The 19,365-nt window shown below is 69.8% G+C and carries 15 protein-coding genes; 11 read left to right on the top strand and 4 right to left on the bottom strand.

Annotation, left to right across the window (positions count from 1 at the left end; translation table 11 throughout):
• The first annotated feature begins 52 nt into the window (after nucleotides 1–52).
• The 7 genes from AC1DMN_RS04350 to AC1DMN_RS04320 all read left to right on the top strand — a co-directional run bounded on the left by AC1DMN_RS04350 (nucleotide 53) and on the right by AC1DMN_RS04320 (nucleotide 9,288).
• On the top strand, nucleotides 53–1,504 hold the full coding sequence (locus AC1DMN_RS04350; RefSeq protein ID WP_477231035.1) for a helix-turn-helix domain-containing protein: 1,452 nt from the start codon (nucleotides 53–55) through the stop codon (nucleotides 1,502–1,504).
• A gap of 479 nt (nucleotides 1,505–1,983) precedes the next feature.
• The gene (locus AC1DMN_RS04345) at nucleotides 1,984–2,964 is read left to right on the top strand and encodes an ABC transporter substrate-binding protein (RefSeq protein WP_440733554.1); all 981 of its coding nucleotides are present in this window, start codon (nucleotides 1,984–1,986) and stop codon (nucleotides 2,962–2,964) included.
• 55 nt (nucleotides 2,965–3,019) lie between these two features.
• On the top strand, nucleotides 3,020–4,585 hold the full coding sequence (locus AC1DMN_RS04340) for a sugar ABC transporter ATP-binding protein (RefSeq protein ID WP_477231034.1): 1,566 nt from the start codon (nucleotides 3,020–3,022) through the stop codon (nucleotides 4,583–4,585).
• Nucleotides 4,582–5,682, top strand: coding sequence for an ABC transporter permease (locus AC1DMN_RS04335; RefSeq protein WP_440733552.1), 1,101 nt, complete (start codon nucleotides 4,582–4,584; stop codon nucleotides 5,680–5,682). The genes AC1DMN_RS04340 and AC1DMN_RS04335 overlap by 4 nt, the downstream gene beginning before the upstream one ends.
• A complete protein-coding gene (locus tag AC1DMN_RS04330; protein WP_477231033.1) occupies nucleotides 5,682–6,701 on the top strand; it encodes an ABC transporter permease subunit in 1,020 nt (339 codons plus the stop codon). The genes AC1DMN_RS04335 and AC1DMN_RS04330 overlap by 1 nt, the downstream gene beginning before the upstream one ends.
• Nucleotides 6,702–6,746: 45 nt before the next feature.
• Complete coding sequence (locus AC1DMN_RS04325; protein WP_477231032.1) at nucleotides 6,747–8,261, top strand: sugar ABC transporter ATP-binding protein; 1,515 nt, start codon at nucleotides 6,747–6,749, stop codon at nucleotides 8,259–8,261.
• Nucleotide 8,262: 1 nt separating this feature from the next.
• Nucleotides 8,263–9,288: a LacI family DNA-binding transcriptional regulator gene (locus AC1DMN_RS04320; protein ID WP_440733549.1), complete on the top strand. Its 1,026-nt coding sequence runs from the start codon at nucleotides 8,263–8,265 to the stop codon at nucleotides 9,286–9,288.
• A gap of 91 nt (nucleotides 9,289–9,379) precedes the next feature.
• On the opposite strand, the gene phoA is transcribed toward AC1DMN_RS04320, so the two are convergent.
• The 3 genes from phoA to AC1DMN_RS04305 form a co-directional block, all read right to left on the bottom strand.
• Entirely contained in the window at nucleotides 9,380–11,257 is a 1,878-nt protein-coding gene (gene phoA, locus AC1DMN_RS04315; protein ID WP_477231031.1) for an alkaline phosphatase, read from the bottom strand.
• A 190-nt stretch (nucleotides 11,258–11,447) separates the two neighbouring features.
• Nucleotides 11,448–12,104 carry an amino acid deaminase gene (locus AC1DMN_RS04310; RefSeq protein WP_477231030.1) on the bottom strand — a complete coding sequence of 219 codons (657 nt, stop codon included), beginning with the start codon at nucleotides 12,102–12,104 and terminating at the stop codon, nucleotides 11,448–11,450.
• Between the two features lie 63 nt (nucleotides 12,105–12,167).
• On the bottom strand, nucleotides 12,168–12,731 hold the full coding sequence (locus AC1DMN_RS04305; protein ID WP_477231029.1) for a TetR-like C-terminal domain-containing protein: 564 nt from the start codon (nucleotides 12,729–12,731) through the stop codon (nucleotides 12,168–12,170).
• A 95-nt stretch (nucleotides 12,732–12,826) separates the two neighbouring features.
• On the opposite strand from AC1DMN_RS04305, the gene AC1DMN_RS04300 reads away from it, so the two are divergent.
• Nucleotides 12,827–13,525 carry an MBL fold metallo-hydrolase gene (locus AC1DMN_RS04300; RefSeq protein ID WP_477231028.1) on the top strand — a complete coding sequence of 233 codons (699 nt, stop codon included), beginning with the start codon at nucleotides 12,827–12,829 and terminating at the stop codon, nucleotides 13,523–13,525.
• Between the two features lie 433 nt (nucleotides 13,526–13,958).
• Here the strand turns inward: AC1DMN_RS04300 and AC1DMN_RS04295 are convergent, their stop codons facing one another.
• A complete protein-coding gene (locus tag AC1DMN_RS04295; RefSeq protein WP_477231027.1) occupies nucleotides 13,959–15,452 on the bottom strand; it encodes a helix-turn-helix domain-containing protein in 1,494 nt (497 codons plus the stop codon).
• A 109-nt stretch (nucleotides 15,453–15,561) separates the two neighbouring features.
• On the opposite strand from AC1DMN_RS04295, the gene gabT reads away from it, so the two are divergent.
• From gabT to AC1DMN_RS04280, 3 genes are all read left to right on the top strand, one after another.
• Nucleotides 15,562–16,935 carry a 4-aminobutyrate--2-oxoglutarate transaminase gene (gabT, locus tag AC1DMN_RS04290; RefSeq protein WP_440733543.1) on the top strand — a complete coding sequence of 458 codons (1,374 nt, stop codon included), beginning with the start codon at nucleotides 15,562–15,564 and terminating at the stop codon, nucleotides 16,933–16,935.
• Between the two features lie 123 nt (nucleotides 16,936–17,058).
• Nucleotides 17,059–18,459: a flavin monoamine oxidase family protein gene (locus AC1DMN_RS04285; RefSeq protein ID WP_477231026.1), complete on the top strand. Its 1,401-nt coding sequence runs from the start codon at nucleotides 17,059–17,061 to the stop codon at nucleotides 18,457–18,459.
• A complete protein-coding gene (locus tag AC1DMN_RS04280) occupies nucleotides 18,459–19,343 on the top strand; it encodes a universal stress protein (protein ID WP_477231025.1) in 885 nt (294 codons plus the stop codon). Before AC1DMN_RS04285 ends, AC1DMN_RS04280 begins: the two co-directional genes overlap by 1 nt.
• The last annotated feature ends 22 nt before the right edge of the window (nucleotides 19,344–19,365 follow it).

The raw sequence follows: 19,365 nt of genomic DNA, 5'->3' as shown, positions 1-19,365 counted from the left end.
AATCGATGGAGAAGTTTGGTCAGATTTCTGTTTTCGTGACAGAATCGGCGCCATGGTCACCGCAGACACGGCAGAAGAGGTCGACGCTCTCACGATCGGGCGCCGCATCCGGCAGCTCCGCACGGCGGCCGGGCTGACCCTCGAGCAGCTCGCGACCGCGATCGACCGGGCGCCGAGCCAGGTGTCCATGATCGAGACCGGCAAGCGCGAGCCGAAGCTCACCCAGCTGCAGCTGATCGCCCGCGCGCTGGATACGACGATCGACCAGATCCTCGCCGAGCAGCCCCTCGATGAGCGCGCTGCGATGGAGATCGCGGTCGAGCGCGCGATGAAGGGGCAGACGTTCCAGGCGCTCGGGATCGCGCCGTTCCGGATCGCGAAGACCGTGCCGGACGAGGCGCTCAAGGCGCTGCTCGCCCTGCACAGCGAGATCGACAAGCTCCGCGACGAGCGTGCGGCGACGCCCGAGGAGGCCCGGCGGGCGAACGTCGAGCTGCGTCACCTCATGCGCCGTCAGGACAACCACTTCGCAGACCTGGAGAAGAAGGCGGCGGAGATCCTCGCCGCCGTGCACCACCCGGGCGGCCCGCTGACGCAGCGCAGCGCGAGCGACATCGCCGCACACCTCGGCTTCACCCTGCACTACGCGCCCGATCTCCCGCAGTCGACGCGCAGCGTGGCCGACCTCGCGCATGGGCGGCTCTACCTGTCCAGTCGCGTGCCGGGGAAGGGCGATGCCCGCACCGCGGTGCTGCAGGCGCTCTCCAGCCGGATCCTCGGCCACTCCGAGCCGCGCAGCTACGCCGAGTTCCTGCGTCAGCGCGTGGAGACGAACTACCTCACCGGCGCGCTGCTGATGCCGGAGGAGCACCTGGTGCCGGCGCTGAAGGATGCGAAAGAGCGCCGGGCGATCTCGATCGAGGACCTCCGCGACGCCTACTCGGTGTCGTACGAGACCGCCGCGCACCGGTTCACGAACCTCGCCACCCGGCACCTGGACATCCCGGTGCACTTCCTCAAGGTGCACGAGTCGGGCACCATCACGAAGGCCTATGAGAACGACGACGTGAACTTCCCGACCGACCGGCTCGGATCCATCGAGGGGCAGATGTGCTGCCGGCGGTGGACCAGCCGAGTCGTGTTCGAGGAGGAGGACCGGTTCAACCCGTACTACCAGTACACCGACACCGGCAACGGCACGTACTGGTGCACCGCCCGCGTGGAGGCGTCGAGCGAGGGCCTGCACTCGGTGAGCGTGGGCGTGCGCTTCGACGACACGAAGTGGTTCATCGGTCGTGACACGCCCAACCGCGGCGTCTCGAAGCACTCGGTCGAGGTGTGCTGCCGGCGCGCTCCGGCGGATCTCGAGAAGCGCTGGCGGGAGCAGTCCTGGCCGAACGTGCGCACGCCGCGCACCCTGCTCGCCACGCTGCCGACCGGAGCGTTCCCCGGTGTCGACACGACCGACGTGTACGAGTTCCTCGAGGCGCACGCCCCGCATTGAGGCGGGCCATCCGCGACGAACAAGCTGCCGGGCATCGCCCAGCGATATCCGGCTGTGTCCGCCGCGAGCTGAGTTGAGCTGAGATGAGATGAGCACCGGGAAGAGTTCACCCTCCGCGAAATCGCCCGTCGTCTCATGCTCCGGCGGTTCGCATCGCAGCGCACGGGAACGGTGGCGAACGCGGGACTCACTCGACTCCCGATCGACCCATCGGCTGCATTCGGAGGGATCCGGTCCCATCCGACGATGCGGCGGCGCGTGCGTCCTCGACGAAGAGGAAGAAATGTTATCGCTCACGGCTTGAAGGCCATGAGGCGACAGCTGCTCGATGCAAAGCACCGATGCTGACAGCCTTGTTATCGAATTGTGATCGCTCACAACGTGGCGCCGGGAGAAATGTGAAGGCTAACATTTCGCACAGGCCTCCCAGGCCCACACGAGACTCCGGCGAGGATGCCGGATTGAACAAGGAGGTTCCAGTGAAGAAGGGCATCATCGCGGGCATCGCGCTGCTCGGCGCCGTGGCCATGGCGGCCACCGGTTGCTCCGGAGGATCTTCGGCCGCATCCGGCGGGTCGAAGGGGGACGGGGTCGTCACGGTCGGCTTCGCGCAGACCGGGTCGGAGAGCGGATGGCGCAGCGCCAACACGGAGTCGATGAAGGACGCGTTCTCCGCCAAGAACGGCTTCAAGCTGATCTTCAACGCCGCCGACAACAAGCCGGAGAACCAGATCGCGGCCGTCCGCAACTTCATCAACCAGGGCGTGGATGCGATCGTCATCGCCCCGGTCGTCACCACCGGATGGGATGACGTGCTCAAGGAGGCGAAGGACGCGAACATCCCGGTCATCCTCGAGGACCGCACGATCGATGGCTCCAGCGATCTGTACAAGGCATGGATCGGCGACGACTTCAAGAAGGAGGGGGAGACCGCGGGCGCCTGGGCGAAGCAGACTCTCGGCGACAAGGCCACCAATATGGTCGTTCTCGAGGGCACCACTGGTTCCGCCCCCGCCATCGATCGCGCCACCGGCTTCGATGACGCGATCAAGGGCAGCCAGATCAAGAAGCTGGACTCGCAGACGGGCAACTTCACGCGCGCCGATGGCAAGACGGTCATGGAGGGGTTCCTGCAGAAGTACGGCAAGAGCATCAACCTGCTCTTCGCGCAGAACGATGACATGGGCCTCGGCGCCCTCGACGCGATCAAGGCCGCGGGCCTCACACCGGGCAAGGACATCCAGATCGTGACGATCGATGCCACCCACGATGGTCTTCAGGCCGCCGCCAACGGCGAGTTCAACTACGTGGTGGAGTGCAACCCGCTGCTCGGTCCGACCGTCGCCAAGACCGTCAAGGACGTGCTGGCCGGCAAGGACGTCGAGAAGAAGCAGACCGCCGTCGACCAGTCGTTCACCCCGGAGCAGGCGAAGACGGCCTTGCCCGACCGCAAGTACTGAGGATCCGAGGGGAGGGCGCCTCGCGTCCTCCCCTCGCGTCGTGAGAAAGGCAATCATGGTCACTGGCGACCACCGCAGCGTCATCGAGATGCGCGGCATCAACATCTCCTTCCCGGGCGTGAAAGCACTGCAAGATGTCGACTTCACCCTCAGGGCCGGCGAGGTGCACACCCTCATGGGCGAGAACGGCGCGGGCAAGTCCACCCTCATCAAGGCGCTCACCGGGGTGTACCGGATCGACACCGGCCTCATCCGGGTCGACGGAACGGACAAGGTGTTCGGCGGCACCGCCGACGCGCAGGACGCGGGTGTGTGGACCGTGTACCAGGAGGTCAACCTCTGCGCGAACCTCTCCGTCGGTGAGAACGTCATGCTGGGGCAGGAGATCCGCGGTCCGTTCGGCATCGACTGGCGGCGCACGCACGATTCAGCGAGCAGGCACCTGCGCAGCCTCGGTCTGACGATCGATCCCCGTTCGCCGTTGTCGTCGCACTCGATCGCCGTGCAGCAGCTGGTCGCGATCAGCAGGGCCATGGTCTCCGACTGCAAGGTTCTCGTGCTGGATGAGCCGACTTCGAGCCTGGACCGCGACGAGGTCGACCAGCTTTTCGCCGTCATGCGCGATCTGCGCGATCGGGGCGTCGCGATCCTCTTCGTCACGCACTTCCTCGATCAGGTATACGAGATCTCCGACCGCCTCACGGTGCTGCGCAACGGTTCGCTCGTGGGCGAGTACGCGGCGTCCGAAGTGGACCGCACCGAGCTCATCGGGCTCATGCTCGGCCGCGAGCTCCAGGAGCTGGAGTCCATCGACACCGCAGAGCGGCATGTGGATCGCTCCGGCATCCCCGTGCTGCGCGCGACCGGCATCGGCCGTCGCGGAGTCATCGAGCCGGTCGACCTCGAGGTGTTCGACGGCGAGGTCGTGGGGCTCGCCGGTTTGCTCGGGTCCGGTCGTACCGAACTAGTGCGACTGCTCTCCGGCGCCGACACCGCCGACAGCGGGCAGATCGCGGTGCACGGCGAACGGGTACGCATCTCCGCGCCCCGCGACGCGATCGACGCGCGCATCGCGTTCACCTCCGAAGACCGCAGGGAGGAAGGGATCGTGGGAGACCTCACGGTCGCCGAGAACATCGTGCTCGGCATCCAGGCGCGCCGCGGCTGGATGCGCAAGGTGCCCCAGGCCGAACAGGACGTCGTGGTGGGCGAATACATCACGGCGCTGGGCATCCGGCCTGCGGACCCGAATGCTCGCGTCCGCAACCTCTCCGGGGGTAACCAGCAGAAGGTCGTCCTGGCGCGCTGGCTCGCCACGGCGCCTGAGCTGCTCATCCTGGACGAGCCCACCCGCGGCATCGACGTGGGTGCCAAAGCGGACATCCAGCGTCTCGTCTCACGGTTGTCCTCGGAGGGGCTGTCGGTCGTCTTCATCTCCTCCGAGCTGGAAGAGGTCCTGCGCCTGTCGCAGCGCATCGTGGTGATGCGCGATCGCCGTAAGATCGGCGAACTGACCACCACCGCCGACACCGAGGTCGACGAACTCGTCGGCATCATCGCCAGGGGATCGACGGACGCCGCGGATGTCCTCGACGAGATCACGAAGGAGCACGCGGCATGACCGATGCGGCACGCGGCATCTCGCTGAAGAAGATCCTGACGCACCGACTCGCGCTGCCCATCGGCGCGTTGCTGGCGCTGGTGCTGCTGAACACCATCGCACGGCCATCCTTCCTGGCCGTCTCCCTGCGGGACGGCCAGCTGTACGGCTCGCTCATCGACATCATCCGCAACAGCGCGCCTCTCATGCTCGTCGCGCTCGGCATGATGATCGTGATCGCCACCCGCGGCATCGATCTTTCGGTCGGCGCGATCATGGCGGTCTCGGGCGCAGTCAGCCTCACCATCATCAAGGGATCGCCGAACCCGAACGACCTCGGCGTCATCGCCCTGGCGATCCTCGCGGGCCTGATCACGACCCTGCTGTTCGGGGCCTGGAACGGATTCCTGGTCGCGGTGCTCGGGATCCAGCCGATCATCGCGACTCTCGTCCTCATGCTGGCCGGGCGAGGCATCGCCTTCCTCATCACGCAGGGCAACATCACCACGATCAACAGCGCGCCGTACCAGTTCATGGCACAGGGCTACGTGATCGGACTTCCCTTCGCGTTCCTCGTCGCGGTCGTGGCGATCGTCGTGGTCGCGCTCGTCGAACGGCGCACCGCCCTCGGCATGCTCACGGAGGCGGTCGGCATCAACCCGACCGCGAGCCGGATCGCCGGCGTGCGAGCGCGCGGCATCATCTGGGGTGCCTACGCGGCCAGCGGGCTCCTCGCCGGCATGGCAGGCGTGCTCTACACGTCCAACATCATGGCGGCTGACGCGAACAACGCCGGCGTGAACATCGAAGTGGACGCGATCCTCGCCGTCGTGCTCGGCGGCGCATCGCTCATGGGCGGGCGCTTCACGATCGCCGGCACGGTGATCGGCGTCTACACGATCCAGACGCTCACCTCGACCATCACCTTCCTCGGCGTCCCGCCGGCTGTCACGCCGGTGTTCAAAGCTGCGGTGATCGTGATCGTCTGCCTGGCGCAGTCCACCCGCATGCGCGCCTGGTTCCGGGGCCGGGCATCCCGATCCGCCGGATCGGGACCGATCCGGCGTGAGTCGGCAGAGACGCCCGCCCTCGTCGGCGCGGGGGAGGGGAAGGCGTGATGAGCGCCACTGTCACGGGGCTGTCCCCCGAAAGCGATCTGACCGGCCGCCTGCGCGCCTTCGCCGTACGACACAGCGGATGGGTGCCGGTGCTGGCCGCAGCCGCGATCTTCGTCGCGATGCTGATCGGCGGGCAGGTGTACTTCGGCACCTTCGTCTCGCCGCGGCTGCTGTCCTCGCTGCTGCTCGACAACGCCTACCTGCTGATCCTCGCGGTCGGCATGACGTTCGTGATCCTCAGCGGCGGRATCGACCTCTCGGTCGGGGCGGTCATGGGCTTCACGGGCATCCTGGGCGCCAAGCTCCTGCTCTCCGGTGTACCGCCGTTCATCGCGGTACCCGTCATGATCGCCGCCGGCGCCGTGATCGGCCTGTTCATCGGGGTGCTCGTGCAGTACTTCGACGTGCAGCCGTTCATCGCGTCTCTGGCCGGGATGTTCCTGGCCCGTGGCCTGGCGTTCGTGGTGAGCCTGGACACCCTGCGCGTGTCGGATCCATTCCTCGGCGCTCTGCAGTCCTCCCGGTTCCGCCTGCCCGGCGGCTGGTACATCACCCCGACCGTCATCATCGCGCTCGTCGCCGTCGTGATCGCGGCGTGGGTGCTGGGCTGGACCCGGTTCGGTCGCACCGTCTACGCGGTGGGCGGCAACGAGCAGTCGGCGCGCCTCATGGGCTTGCCGGTTGCGCGCGCCAAGCTGCTCGTCTACGCCATCAGCGGCACGTGCGCGGGCCTCGCCGGGGTCGTCTTCACCGCCTACACGAGCTCCGGGTACAGCCTCAACGGTATCGGTACCGAGCTCGACACGATCGCGGCGGTGGTCATCGGCGGGACGCTGCTCAGCGGTGGCAGCGGCTATGTGCTCGGCTCGCTGTTCGGTGTGCTCGTCTACGGTCTGATCAAGACCGTGATCAGCTTCCTCGGTGTCGACACCTCCTGGATGCGGATCACGATCGGCGCCCTGCTGCTGGTCTTCGTCGTGGTGCAGCGCTTCCTGGTGATGAGGGCGCGCCGACGGTGAGCCCGAATGCGGAAATCGGGCGACGACATCGGACACGATAGGAACATGTCGAAGCCTGTCGAGCCGCTCGTCGAGATCCGGGGCGCCACCGTGCGCTTCCAGGGCTCGACGGCGCTCGCCGACGTCGATTTCCGGATGTTCCCCGGCGAGGTGCATTCGCTCATGGGGGAGAACGGGGCGGGCAAGTCGACGCTGATCCGCGCGCTCACCGGTGCGCTCGCCCTGGACGCCGGCATCATCCGGCTGGACGGGACCCGGGTTCGCTTCGCCACCCCGGCCGATGCGTTGCGTCACGGGATCAGCACGGTGTACCAGGAGATCGATCTGCTGCCGAACCTGTCCGTCGCAGAGAACATCTGGCTCGGCCGGGAGCCGCGCCGGTTCGGTGGGATCGACTTCCCGCAGATGCGGCGCCGCACGGCGACGGTCCTGGACGACCTGGGGGTGGCGATAGATCCGGCCTCTCCGCTGGGAGCGCATCCGCTCGCCATCCAGCAGCTGGTCGCGATCGCGCGGGCGATCGCGACCGACGTCAGGATCCTGGTACTGGACGAGCCGACCTCGAGTCTGGATCTCGACGAGGTCGCCGAGTTGTTCCGAGTGATCCGCAAACTCAAGAAGCGCGGAGTGGCGATCCTCTTCGTGTCCCATTTCCTCGACCAGGTGTACGAGATCTGCGACCGGGTGACCGTGCTGCGTGGTGGGCGTCTCGTCGGCGAGTATCTGACGACAGAGCTGCTGCGGATCGACCTTGTCGAGAAGATGCTCGGCCGGTCCCTGCCCGCCCACCTCGCGTCCCCGCCGGAAGTGGTGGAAGATGACGAGGTCGCTCTCCTCGCCGCCGAGGGGCTCACGGTCGGCAGAGGCATCGTGGACGCCGACCTGCGCATCGGGGAGGGCGAGGTGCTCGGCGTCGCCGGGCTGCTCGGCTCCGGGCGGACCGAACTTGCCCGGGCGCTCTCCGGCGTCGACCGCCTGGATGCCGGGATTCTGCGCGTCGAGGGCACGGCGAGGACGTGGCGTTCTCCGCGGCAGGCGATCGATCTCGGCATCGTGTACTCGTCCGAGGACCGTCGGACCGAGGGAATCGTGGGCGGCCTCAGCGTCCAGGACAACATCACGCTCGCGGTGCAGGCGCAGCGCGGCATACTGCGCCGTATGCGCCGGTCCCGTCAGCGCGAACTGGCGATGAGCTGGATCGAGGCGCTCGGGATCCGCCCCGCTGATCCGGATCTGCCCGCCGGAATCCTGTCCGGAGGCAATCAGCAGAAGGTGCTGCTCGCGCGCATGCTGGCGCTGTCTCCGCGCGTGCTGGTGCTGGACGAGCCCACCCGCGGCATCGACGTCGGCGCTAAAGTCGAGATACAGAAACTCGTGGGCGAGTTCGCTGACAACGGGCTGTCGGTCGTGTTCATCTCCGCCGAACTGGAGGAGGTGCTGCGCGTGGCCCATCGCGTCGTGATCCTGCGCGGGGGGCGCGTGGTCGACAGCGCCGCCACGGCTGACCTGACGGTGGATTCGCTGCTCGCTCTCGTTGCGCGCCCCGAGGACGAGGAGTGACGTGACCGACGACATTCCCGCCCGCGCTGCGAACATCTTCGACGTCGCGCGGCTTGCCGGCGTCTCGCACCAGACCGTGTCGCGTGTGATCAACGACCTGCCCAATGTGCGGCCTGCGACGAAGGCCCGCGTCGAGCATGCGATCGCGCAGCTGCGCTACAGCCCGTCGCCTGCGGCCAGGGCGCTGGTCACCCGACGCACCAGGACGATCGGGCTGGTGACGCCCGGGGTGCCCGACTTCGGCCCGTCCGCGATCGCGATGCATTTCAACGCCGCCGCCCGAACCGCCCGGTACACGGTGGACTCGGTCAGTCTTCTCGATGAGGACCCGGCGATCGGCGTGCGCTCGGCGGTCGAGGGCCTGCTGCGCCAGCGGGTGGATGCGATCGCCCTCGTGGTCGTCGATCTTGCGGCGTTGGAGACGGTGCGCAGCATCGAGCTGTCCATCCCAATGGTCGCCTCGGCGGCCACGCCTCGCCGGCACGCACGGCTGGTCTCGATCGATCAGTATCGCGGGGCGCGGCAGGCGGTGCGGCATCTCGCCGAACTCGGCTACACCCGGATCCTGCATCTCGCCGGTCCCCAGCAAGCGCCGGACGCCGTGGAGCGGGTGCGGGGCTGGCGTGATGAGCTCGCCGAGCGTCGTCTGGAGATCGTCTCGCCGGTCGCCGGGGACTGGAGCGCCGCGAGTGGATACCGCCTCGGGTCGAACCTGGACATCGCGCAGGGCATGGCCGTGTTCGCCGCGAACGATCAGATGTCGATCGGGCTGCTCTCCGCGCTGCGGGAGCGGGGCCTGCGCGTCCCCGAGGATGTCAGCGTGGTGGGCTACGACGACGTCCCCGAAGCGGCCTTCCTGTATCCGGCGCTGACCACGGTGCGGCAGGACTTCGCGGCCCTCGGCGAACTCATGATGCAGAAGTTGCTTCTCGCGTTCGAGGAGCCCGATCGCATGACCGAGGACACCCCGATCCCGACCAGGCTCATCGTGCGTCAGTCCACCCGCGCGGCGCACGCACCGGACTGAGGCTTCGGGTGGCCGCGGTGCGCTGACCCCGTCCGACACACGGATGGCGCCGGCCCCGAAAGGCCGACGCCGTCCGGCGTTTTCTAGCGCGTTACGCGCGCCGGACCCTGGCGCGCGCGAGTAGCAGGCCGCCCGCGATCAGTGCGAGGGCGACGAGCGCCGCCGCGCCGATCGTGCCACCCGTGAGCGCCAGGCTGCCGCCGTCGTTCCCGCTGCCCGGCGGGAGCGCGACGGCCGGAGCGGTCGGGCCGGGCGACGCGGTCGGGGTGGTCGGTGCGCCCTCGGCGACCGTGAACGTGACGCTCAGGGCCTTGCCGGTCTGCTCACCGGTCACGGCGATCGTGTACTCGCCCGGCTCGGTCGGCGCGGTCAGCGGCACCGCCACGCCCCCGTCGATGACATCCGTGCGGCCGATCGTGGTGGCGGCGGCGCGTGCGGTCGCCCCGGACGCCGAGACGGATCCGTTCACCTGCCGGTCGCCGTTCAGGCCTGCGGCCGTGATGGTGAGCGTGCCGCCGGGGGTGACCTTCTCGGGTGCCGTGAGGGTGGCGCCGGCCGACAGCGCGACGAGGTCCCGGTTCAGTTGCAGGGCGCCCGCGATGGTGAAGAAGTTGTCGGTCTGGTCCGTGAGTCCCACGACGTTCGCCGCCCCCGGACCGTAACCCGCGATGCGCACCTGGGTGCCCGTGTGCTGCTGCGAGCCGCCCGCCCCTGCGGTGCCGTAGGAGACCTTCATCGTGGAGCCCTCGGTGGTCTTCAGCGCGATCGAGAGCGAGGTCGGCGGGGTGCTGTCCACGATCTGCGAGGTGTGCGCGTGATCGGCGGTGACGATCACGAGCGTGTTGCCGTCGGCCTTCGCGAAGTCGAGCGCGACCTGCACGGCCTCGTCGAGATCGATGGTCTCGCCGATCTGGCCGCAGGCGTTGGCGGCGTGGTCCTGCTTGTCGATGGACGCGCCTTCGACCTGCAGGAAGAAGCCCTTGTCGCCCTTGAGCAGGTCGATCGACTTCTGGGTGAGCGCCGCGAGCGAGAGCGACGAGTCCAGGCGGTCGACGCTCTCGGTGCAGGCGACAGGCGCTGCGTCGGCGCCGCCGACGGTGGCGGTGGTCTCGGCGAATCGGGTCGGGAAGTTGCCGGGGGTGAACGTGCCCAGCACCGGCCGGGTCTGGTCCGCGGCGCTGATCGCGGAGAGATCGGCAGCCGTGCGGGCGACCTGGTAGCCGCGGGTCTCCGCCTGCTGGAACAGGGTCGCGCCCGGCCAGGCGCCCGCCTTCGCGATCTGCTCGAAGGATTCGGATCCGCCGCCCAGCGTGACGTCCGCGCGGGTGTCCAGGATCTGCTCGCTGATCGAGCCCTTGCCGCCGTTCTCGAGCAGGTCGGCGCCGCACTGCTTCACCGAGTCGGGTCCGTAGCACTTGCGGCCGGCGACGTGCGCGGCCTGCACGGCCGGGGTGGCATCCTGCAGCTCGGCCGTGGAGACGTTGCCCGTCTTGCGCCCGTTCGCCTTGGCCAGCTCGACCAGGGTGTCGTGCCCCTTGCCCGCGATGTCGACGGAGATCGCGCCGTCGTAGGTCTTGGTGCCGGTCGCCCAGGCGGATCCGGTCGCGGCCGAGTCCGGCACGTAGTCCGCCGAGCCGTCCTTGTTCAGCGAGTACGTCGTGTACGAACCGGTCAGCGGCAGTGCATCGATGCCCGGCAGTTGTCCGCCCGCGCCGTACTGGTAGTCGCGGGCGACCGTGATCTCGGAGTCGCCCATGCCGTCGCCGATGAGCAGGATCACGTTCTTCGCGGGGCCGTCGACGATCGCGTCGCGCAGGGCCGCCGTGCGGTCGCCGTCGTTGCGGGTGGCGCCGCCTGGGGCGGACGGGTCGACGGGCGCGGCCGCGTAGGCGGCAGGTGCGGCCAGCGCGGCGCCGGCGACGAGGGTGAGCGCGATCGCGGAGCGCGCGATCGTGGTTCTGGCAATCATGGCTGTCTCCTCTGGGGAGCGGGGGACGGCCCGGCGGCTCGCTGGTGCGCGTGCCGGATCCGAGCTCCCTCAGCCCACCAGCGCGGGCGGTACGGCGGGTGACGGCCAGGTGACGAATCGATGAATCCGCTGAGTGACGACCATGAGAAAGCTGGATCCGCAATGGATCCGGATCGGTTGGCGCCGTGGATCAGGCGGCGTTCCAGCGCAGGCGCGACGCGGCGTCGTCGAGGTCTCGACGGATCGGCTCGGCCTGTGCCACGGGCAGCAAGGCGACCAGGAGCGGCGACGTCCCCGGGGCTGGCGCCACGGCGTAGGCGAGAGCGCGGGATCCGTCGTGCTCGTGGCTCAGCACGGCGCGGGTCGCCCTGCCCTCGGCGAGCGAGTACCAGGAGAACTCCCCGCCCGAGGCGAGCAGGACGGAGGCGGCGTGCGTCGCGCGGGCGAGCAGCGTGCCGGATCCCTCCCACGGAACGAAGTGCGCGCCGTCGAGACCCAGGCCCCTTGCCAGATCCGCGCCGAGCCAGCGTTCGCGGTTCCGGTCGGCATCGACGGCCGACAGCAGAGATGCGTAGGTCTGCAGCAGGCCGGCGTTGCCGATCGGCCACGCCGCCCTCAGCCCTGCCCGCTCGTGCAGGGCCTCGAACAGCGCCTTCGGGACGAGCGCCTCACCCGTGCGTGCGTCGATCGCGGTGGCCGCACCCCAGCGGCCGAAGAGCCCATTGGTGCGGTCCGCATCGATCGCGGCGATGAGCCAATCGATCGTGGTGAGCGCCTCGGCGGGCGCCTCCTGGGTGGAGCCCGAGGCTGCGGCTGCCGCCCGGTCCAGCTCCTCGATGCGTCCCATGTCGCCACCTTACGCCGGTGCGCGGGGGTGGGACAGAGTGCGCCGGTGTCACCCGGCTGGCCCTCAGCGGAGCGCGGTGAGCGCGTCCACGAGCGTGGTCAGGCCGAACTCGAACGCCTCGTCCACGTCGCCGCCGAGCTGGAACGCCCCGGCCTGCTCCATGGTGCAGAAGCCGTACGCCCAGGCCGTCAGCGTGCGTGTCGCGGGGAGCGGGTCGCCCGGCGCCGCGGCGCGCACGGCGTTCAGTAGCGTCTGGGTCAGCGCGACCATGCCGTCGGACTGTGGCTCGGCGCTGAGCGCGGCGCCCGAGAACAGCAGCGAGGCGGCGTGAGGGGAGCGGGTGCTGAACGCCCGGAACGCGCGGGCGATCGCGGTGAGCGACGCCGCGGAATCGGTCGCGGATCTGGCCAGAGCCGTGACATCCTCGTCGAGCTCGCGGGCGGCGTCGTCGGCGATCAGCCGCAGCAGGTCGTGCCGGTGTGCGACGTGCTTGTACAGGCTCGGTGGGCGCACCCCGACGGCGGTGGCGACCGCGCTGATCGTGACGGCGTCGATGCCCTCGTCCTCAGCGATGGCGCGCGCGGCGGCGGTGAGCGCGACGCGGGTGACGCGTTGCGGTGCGGGCATCGGGTCCTCCTCTGTGTCGACCGCAGATGCGGGTCGGCGCTTTTCGATCGTAAGGCTATTGACAATAGCCATGATAGCTATCTAACGTAGCCATCATGAACGCAGAGCTCATCCGGATCGGCGACGACATCGTCGCCATGCACGCCGTCGGCACCGACGAGGGCATCACGCTGATCGACGCGGGCCTGCCGGGTGACCGGCGGATCCTGCAGCAGGCGCTCGCCGCAGCGGGCCGCCGCCCCGAGGACATCCGCGGCATCGTGCTCACCCACGGCGACAGTGATCACATCGGCATCGCCGAGTGGCTGCGCACCGCCTACGGCGTGCCGACCTTCGTGCACGAGGCGGACGCAGGCAGGGCGCAGGGGGAGAAGACGCCGAGCGCCTCGGGCGGCGCCATGCGGCTCGGACCGGCGTTGCAGTTCTTCGCGGCGGCGCTGCGCCGCGGCGGCCTGCGCACGAAGCACCTCGGCGCCGTGCGCACGATGAAGGACGGGGATGTGCTGGACCTGCCCGGGGCGCCCGAGATCATCGGCCTGCCGGGGCACTCGCCCGGGTCTGTCGCCATCCGCGTCCCCGCGGTCGACGCGATCTTCGTCGGCGACGCCCTCACCACCCGGCACGTGCTGAACGGGTCCACCAACGTGCAGCTCGGCCCGTTCAGCGATGCGCCCGAGGAGACGCTGCAGAGCCTCGAGCGCCTCCGCGCACTGCCCGAGCGCACGATCGTGGTCGGGCACGGGCCGATGTTCCGCGGCACCGCAGCCGAGATGATCGCGGCCCGCACGCGCTGAGCGGCCCGCACGCGCTGACGTCGGTGCGCCGGCACGGACTTCGGCGGGCTGGCTGCCTGTTGCGATGCTCGGGCGACAGCTGCCTTGTTCAGGTCGCAGTTGCCTTCTTCAGGTCGCAGTTTTCGCTGCTTCGGGACTGTTGTCGGAGCACATTCTGCGACCTGAACGGATCCGATCCGCTCGCTGGTCGCGAAATGCGACTTAGGGAGGCCCTTGGCCGCAGTTTGCGACCACTGGGCGGGGATGGGGTGCGCGGGTCCGGCCCGGGGCGGATCCTCCCGGCGCGGATCCGGCCCGGCGCGGATCCGATCCGCTCGCTGGTCGCGAAATGCGACTTAGGGAGGCCCTTGACCGCAATATGCGACCACTGAGCGGGATGGGGTGCGCGGGTCCGGCGGGCGCGGATCCTCCCGGCGCGGATCCGGGCCGGGAGTCAGTCGCCGGCGGTGCGCAGGGCAGCCCAGAGCTCGGCGCGCGCGGGGAAGGATCCCAGGTCCGCGCCGAGGATCGACGCCGCCTGTGAGATCCGGGTCCGCAGCGTGTGCCGGTGCACGCCGAGGACGGCCGCGGCGGATTCCAGGCGGGTGTCGTGCTCGAGCCACACCCGCAGCGATCGCTCCAGCTCCGCGCCCTCCTGTGCGTCGTGCTGGCGCAGCGGGGCCAGCAGGGACTCGGCGATCAGTCGCGCCTCGTCTGTCGCGAACGCCGCCAGAACACTCGACTCCGCGCTGTCCGCGTAGTGGGTCACGCCGTCGTCGCCCCGACGCAGCGCCGTGAGCGCCTGCGCGTGCGCCCGCGAGAATCCGCTGTACTCCTCGGGTGCCGAGACGCCGATGCGCACCTCCGTGCGCGCGGCGACCTCGTCCAGCACCCCCGCGTCGGCGACGCTCAGGCACATGACGAGCCCGTCGTCGGACTCCGCGAGGAACGCCGACGGGGCGGCATCGCCGCGCTGCCGTTCCCACCACTCGATGACCGTGCCCTGGCGCTGTCCCGCGGCGACGGCGACCACCACGGGTGCCGGCGGCAGGGCGCCGAGCACGCGCCGGGCCAGGGTCGGATCGTCCGAGAGCAGGGAGGTGAGCAACTGCCGATGCAGGCGTCGGCGGCTGCGCGCGAGCTGCTCGCTCTGTTCCAGCGACAGCCCGGCCATCGCGATGACCGAGGTCACCACGGTGCGCGTCTCGGGATCCAGTGTGTCGCTCGCGATCGCGACGACCCCGCGCAGGTGCCCCGCGCGCCCCACGGTGAGCAGCGTGTGCGCGGTCTCGCCGTCCTGCACCACGCGGTTCGCGGATCCACCACGGGCGAGGAGATCGGCCGCGGCATCGGCGACGACGGGGGACGCGCCGCCCGCGGGATGCTCGTGCACGAGCTGCCCCGCGGCGTCGTACATGCCCACCCTGCAGCCGAGACGGCGTGACAGCTCGGTGAGCGTCGACTCGAGCCCGTGGGGACGGAGGGCTGCGACCGAGAGTGCGCGCTGGGTCTCCAAGGCCCAGGTGCGCCGGGCGTAGGCCTGTGCGGCGATCGCCTCGGCGTGCGCCCGCGCGACGGCCAGGAACGGCGTGCCGTAGGGCACCTCGAACAGGGGCAGGCTCGCGGCGGCGCAGGCGTCGGCGAGGTCGGCGGGGATGCCGCTGCGATGCACCTCCGTGCCGAAGCCGAGCGCCACCACCCCGCGATCCACGAGCCGGTGCACGTAGGCGCGTACGCCTGCCGCGTCGTCGTCGGCGAACTGCGTGCCGGTCGTCAGCAGGGCCAGGTCGTCGGTGAGGAACGGGGTCGGATCCACGAGGTCGGAGTTGTGCACCCAGCGCAGCGGGTGATCGAGGGATCCCGTGGGCAGCGCCGATTCGTCGCCGACCAGGCGCAGGTGCAGGTCGCGCCGGCGCAGCAGCGTGCCGAGGGTGGGATCCTGGTCCACGGGTGCTCCTTCCGCGCCGGCATCGTCATGGCCGCACCGGCGAAATCGTGATCCAGATTGTACGCCACGGCGAATGCTCTCGAGCGGTCGCCTCCGTAGTCTCGACGCCATGACCACCATCGACGCGCAGGCTGACACCCTTCCCCTCGGCGGCCCCTCCCTTCCCCAGGAGCGCCGCCTCGTCACCGAGCTCCCCGGCCCGCGTTCGGCCGAGATCCTCGCCCGCAAGGCTTCGGCCGTGCCCGCCGGCGTGGGTCACACCGTGCCGGTCGCCGCGGTCGCAGCCGGTGGCGGCGTCGTCGTCGACGCCGATGGCAACTCGCTCATCGACCTGGGCTCCGGCATCGCCGTGACCACGGTCGGCAGTGCGCACCCGAAGGTCGCCGCGGCCATCGCCGCGCAGGCCGCGCAGTTCACGCACACCTGCTTCATGATCTCCCCGTACGAGTCCTACGTGGAGGTGGCCGAGGCCCTCAACCGCCTCACGCCCGGTGCCTTCGCCAAGAAGACCGCGCTGTTCAACTCGGGCGCCGAGGCCGTCGAGAACGCGATCAAGATCGCGCGCAAGCACACCGGTCGTCAGGCCGTCGTCGCCTTCGACCACGGCTACCACGGCCGCACCAACCTGACCATGGCGCTCACGGCCAAGGCCATGCCCTACAAGAGCGGCTTCGGCCCGTTCGCCCCCGAGGTGTACCGCGCGCAGGCCTCCTACCCGTTCCGTGACGGCCTCTCCGGCGCCGAGGCGGCGGCACGCACGATCCTGCAGCTCGAAAAGCAGATCGGCGCCGACAACCTCGCCGCAGTCATCATCGAGCCCATCCAGGGCGAGGGCGGTTTCATCGTCCCGGCCGACGGCTACCTGCCCGCGATCGTCGAGTGGTGCCGCGCGAACGGCGTCGTCTTCATCGCCGATGAGGTGCAGACCGGCTTCGGCCGCACCGGCGCGATGTTCGCCAGCGAGATCTTCGGCATCGAGCCCGACCTCATCACCACCGCCAAGGGTATCGCCGGCGGCATGCCGCTGGCGGCCGTGACCGGCCGTGCCGAGATCATGGACGCCTCGCACTCCGGCGGACTCGGCGGCACCTACGGCGGCAACCCGGTGGCGTGCGCTGCGGCACTCGCCGCGATCGACGCCTACGAGACCGAGGGCCTGCTGGAGCGCGCGGTCGAGATCGGCGCGCTGCTCAAGGACCGCCTCGCCGTCATCCAGGCCGCGGATCCGCGTCTGGGCGACATCCGCGGACACGGCGCGATGATCGCGGCCGAGTTCGTGGACCCGGCCACCGGCGCCCCGGATGCCGCGCTCACCGGTGCGGTCGCCAAGGCTGCGATCGCGCAGGGCGTCATCGTCCTCACCTGCGGCACGTTCGGCAACGTGATCCGCTTCCTCCCGCCGCTGACGATCGGCGACGACCTCCTGAACGAGGGTCTCGACGTCATCGCCGCCGCACTCGCGGCCTACCCCGCCGGGGCCTGATAAACGTCCGGGCGCGATCGGGATCGGGGGATGCTGGATCGCGCCCGGCAACTTTCTGCATGAAAACCGCAGGGGAACCTGCACAGCGCACCAGACGGTGCGAGACCGATGAAGGAGTCGAAATTGGCCGATATCACCCGTGACGTGCTCATCGTGGGAGCGGGCGCCGCTGGCACCACCGCCGCGAACGAATTGCGCAAGGCGGGCTTGTCGGTCGTGGTGCTGGAGGCCCGTGACCGGGTCGGCGGCCGGCTCTGGACCGACGTGATCGACGGCGCCATGCTCGAGATCGGCGGCCAGTGGGTCTCGCCCGACCAGGATGCGCTGATCGAGACCATCGACGAGCTGGGCCTGGAGACCTTCAGCCGGTACCGCGAGGGCGACAGCGTCTACGTCGGACCCGACGGCGCCCTGCACCGCTTCACGGGCGAGATGTTCCCGGTCGCCCCGGAGACCGAGAAGGTCATCGCCGAGATCACCGAGCGTCTCGACGCCATGGTCGCCGAGATCGACCCGGACCACCCCTACGCGCACCCGAAGGCCGCCGAGTGGGACTCGATCACCTGGGATGCATGGCTGCGCGAGCAGAGCGACGACGACGAGGCCGTGCGCAACCTCGCGTTCGCGACCGGATCCGCGATGCTCACCAAGCCGACGCACGCGTTCTCGCTGCTGCAGTCGTTGCTGATGGCGGCATCCGCCGGCTCGTACTCGAACCTCGTCGACGCCGACTTCATCCTCGACAAGCGCGTCGTGGGCGGGCTGCAGCAGGTCCCGCAGCTGCTCGCCGAGCGCCTCGGCGATGATGTGCTGCTGAACCAGCCGGTGCGCACCCTCGAGTGGGACGAGCACGGCGTGACCGCGACCACCGACTCGCTCACCGTGCGCGCACGCTACGCGATCCTCGCGCACGCCCCGGTGCTCTACGACCGGATCTCGTTCGTGCCGTCGCTGCCGCGCCGCCAGCACCAGATGCACCAGCACCTGTCGATGGGCTTCGTGATCAAGGTGCACGCCGTCTACGACCGTCCGTTCTGGCGTGAGCAGGGCCTGTCAGCCACGGCGTTCAGCCCCTACGAGCTCGTGCACGAGGCGTACGACAACACCAACCACGGCGACGAGCGCGGCACCCTGGTCGGCTTCGTGAGCGACCAGAACGCCGACGACGTGTTCGAACTGAGCGCCGAGGAGCGCAAGGAGCGGATCCTGGAGTCCCTCGCGCACTACTACGGCCCCGAGGCGAAGAACACGGTCGTCTACTACGAGAGCGACTGGGGCTCCGAGGAGTGGACCCGCGGCGCCTACGCGGCGAGCTTCGACATGGGCGGTCTGCACCGCTACGGCAAGGACCTGCGCACGCCGGTCGGCCCCATCCACTTCGCCTGCTCCGACCTGGCCGGCGCCGGGTATCAGCACGTCGACGGCGCGATCCGCATGGGTCGCCTCGCCGCGTCGCAGATCCTCGACGCGGACCGCGGCGAGGAGGCCGGCGAGCTCATCGCCGCAGAGGCGGCCGAGGTCTGATGACCACCTCCATCGTCGTCGGCTACACGGCGACGGAGACCGGTTCCGACGCGCTGGCGCTGGGCGTGCGACTCGCCCGTGCCACGCGGCGGCACCTGCACGTGCTCATCGTCCTGCCCGGCCACGGCGAAACCGCCGGCGCGGAGCAGGACAGCCCGGCCCAGGGGCAGGCGGCACAGTGGCTCGACGAGGCGCAGGAGATGATCCCCGCGGACGTCGCGCACACGGCGCACGTGCGCGTGCACGACTCCTTCGCGGAGGGGCTCGTGCTGGCGGGCGAACAGCTCGAGGCTGCTCTGATCGTCGTCGGTGCGGCGAACGGGGCGACCATCGGTCTGCACCGGATGGGCAGTATCGCGCAGGCGCTGCTGCACTCCTCGCCGATCCCGGTGGCGCTGGCGCCGGCCGGCTTCGCGCACAGCGTCGACGTGCAGGCACCGATCTCGCGGATCACCGCCGCGATCGGCAATCGCCCCGGCGCCGACGCACTGCTGGAGACGGCGGTGGCGCTGTCCGGCGCGACCGGCGCGACGCTGCGACTCGTCTCGCTCGTCGCGTTCGACGTGCCGCGCGGGTTCGACCCGAACTCCATCCGCCTGGTGAGCGCGGCGCACGGTGACGACGTGCTCGCCCGTGCGGAGATGGAGCTGCCGCGGGGCGTGCGCGCCGAGCTCGAGCGGGCTCCGGGGGACACGGTCGAGGAGGCCGTGGCGCAGCTGGCATGGCTGCCGGGGGAGCTGATCCTGGTCGGATCCAGCCGGCTCGCGCAGCCGCGGAGGCTGTTCCTCGGCTCGACCGCGGCGAAGATGCTCGACATCATCCCCGTACCCATGATCGTCGTTCCGCGCACACGCCTGGACGACAGCGCAGACTCTGGGTCCTGACCGGACCCGCACCACCCGATTG

The organism is Microbacterium sp. 01T413_2 (assembly GCF_056398985.1).
This window is presented reverse-complemented; position numbering and strand designations above follow the sequence as displayed.